1 pseudogene is annotated in these 545 nt (G+C 62.6%); it reads right to left on the reverse strand.

Going from position 1 to position 545, the window contains the following annotated elements:
- Positions 1-494, reverse strand: a pseudogene (locus RFM40_RS33670) (recombinase family protein); the annotation flags it as partial.
- Between the last annotated feature and the right edge of the window lie 51 nt (positions 495-545).

Consider the following 545-nt stretch of genomic DNA (forward strand, 5'->3'; position numbering starts at 1 on the left):
GGACCCGCAACCCCTTTTGTCATAACATCGTCAAACCTTTGATTTTGCTCGGGATTAGCGAATTTGAGGATGCCGAACAGCTCGCCGCTTAGCTCGGCATGCACCTCGCCACGCTTGTCGCCGGGCGTGAGCACGATCTCGCCGATCAACGAGCGCAATGCTTCGGCGGCCCGACGTCCGTCCTCGTGGTCGGCGAGCGTTTGCGTGAACTGCTCCACGCGCTTGCGGTAGAGGTTGGCGATGTTGGGATGCAGGTCGGGCACGTCAGTGGGCGCCATTGCCAGGCACGCGGTGACCTCCGCCTTCTGCCGCTCCAGGTCTTCCATCCTTGCTTTCATCGAAGGTTGGTACAGGCCATCCTCGATCGCGGCCATGATGCCGGCGATGGCGCGATCGATCTTGTCGAGCGCCTTGCGATCCTGTTCGCCTTGCGCGCGACGTTCCTGGTTGAGGCGGTTGGTCTCCTGGGCATAGGCTCTGACCGCCTCGGCCACGGCATCGGCCGAGACCAGCCTTTCCTTCAGGCCTGAGAGGACTCGCTGCTC

It is taken from the genome of Mesorhizobium captivum (assembly GCF_033977165.1).
In the GTDB taxonomy this organism is placed as follows: Bacteria; Pseudomonadota; Alphaproteobacteria; order Rhizobiales; family Rhizobiaceae; genus Mesorhizobium; species Mesorhizobium captivum.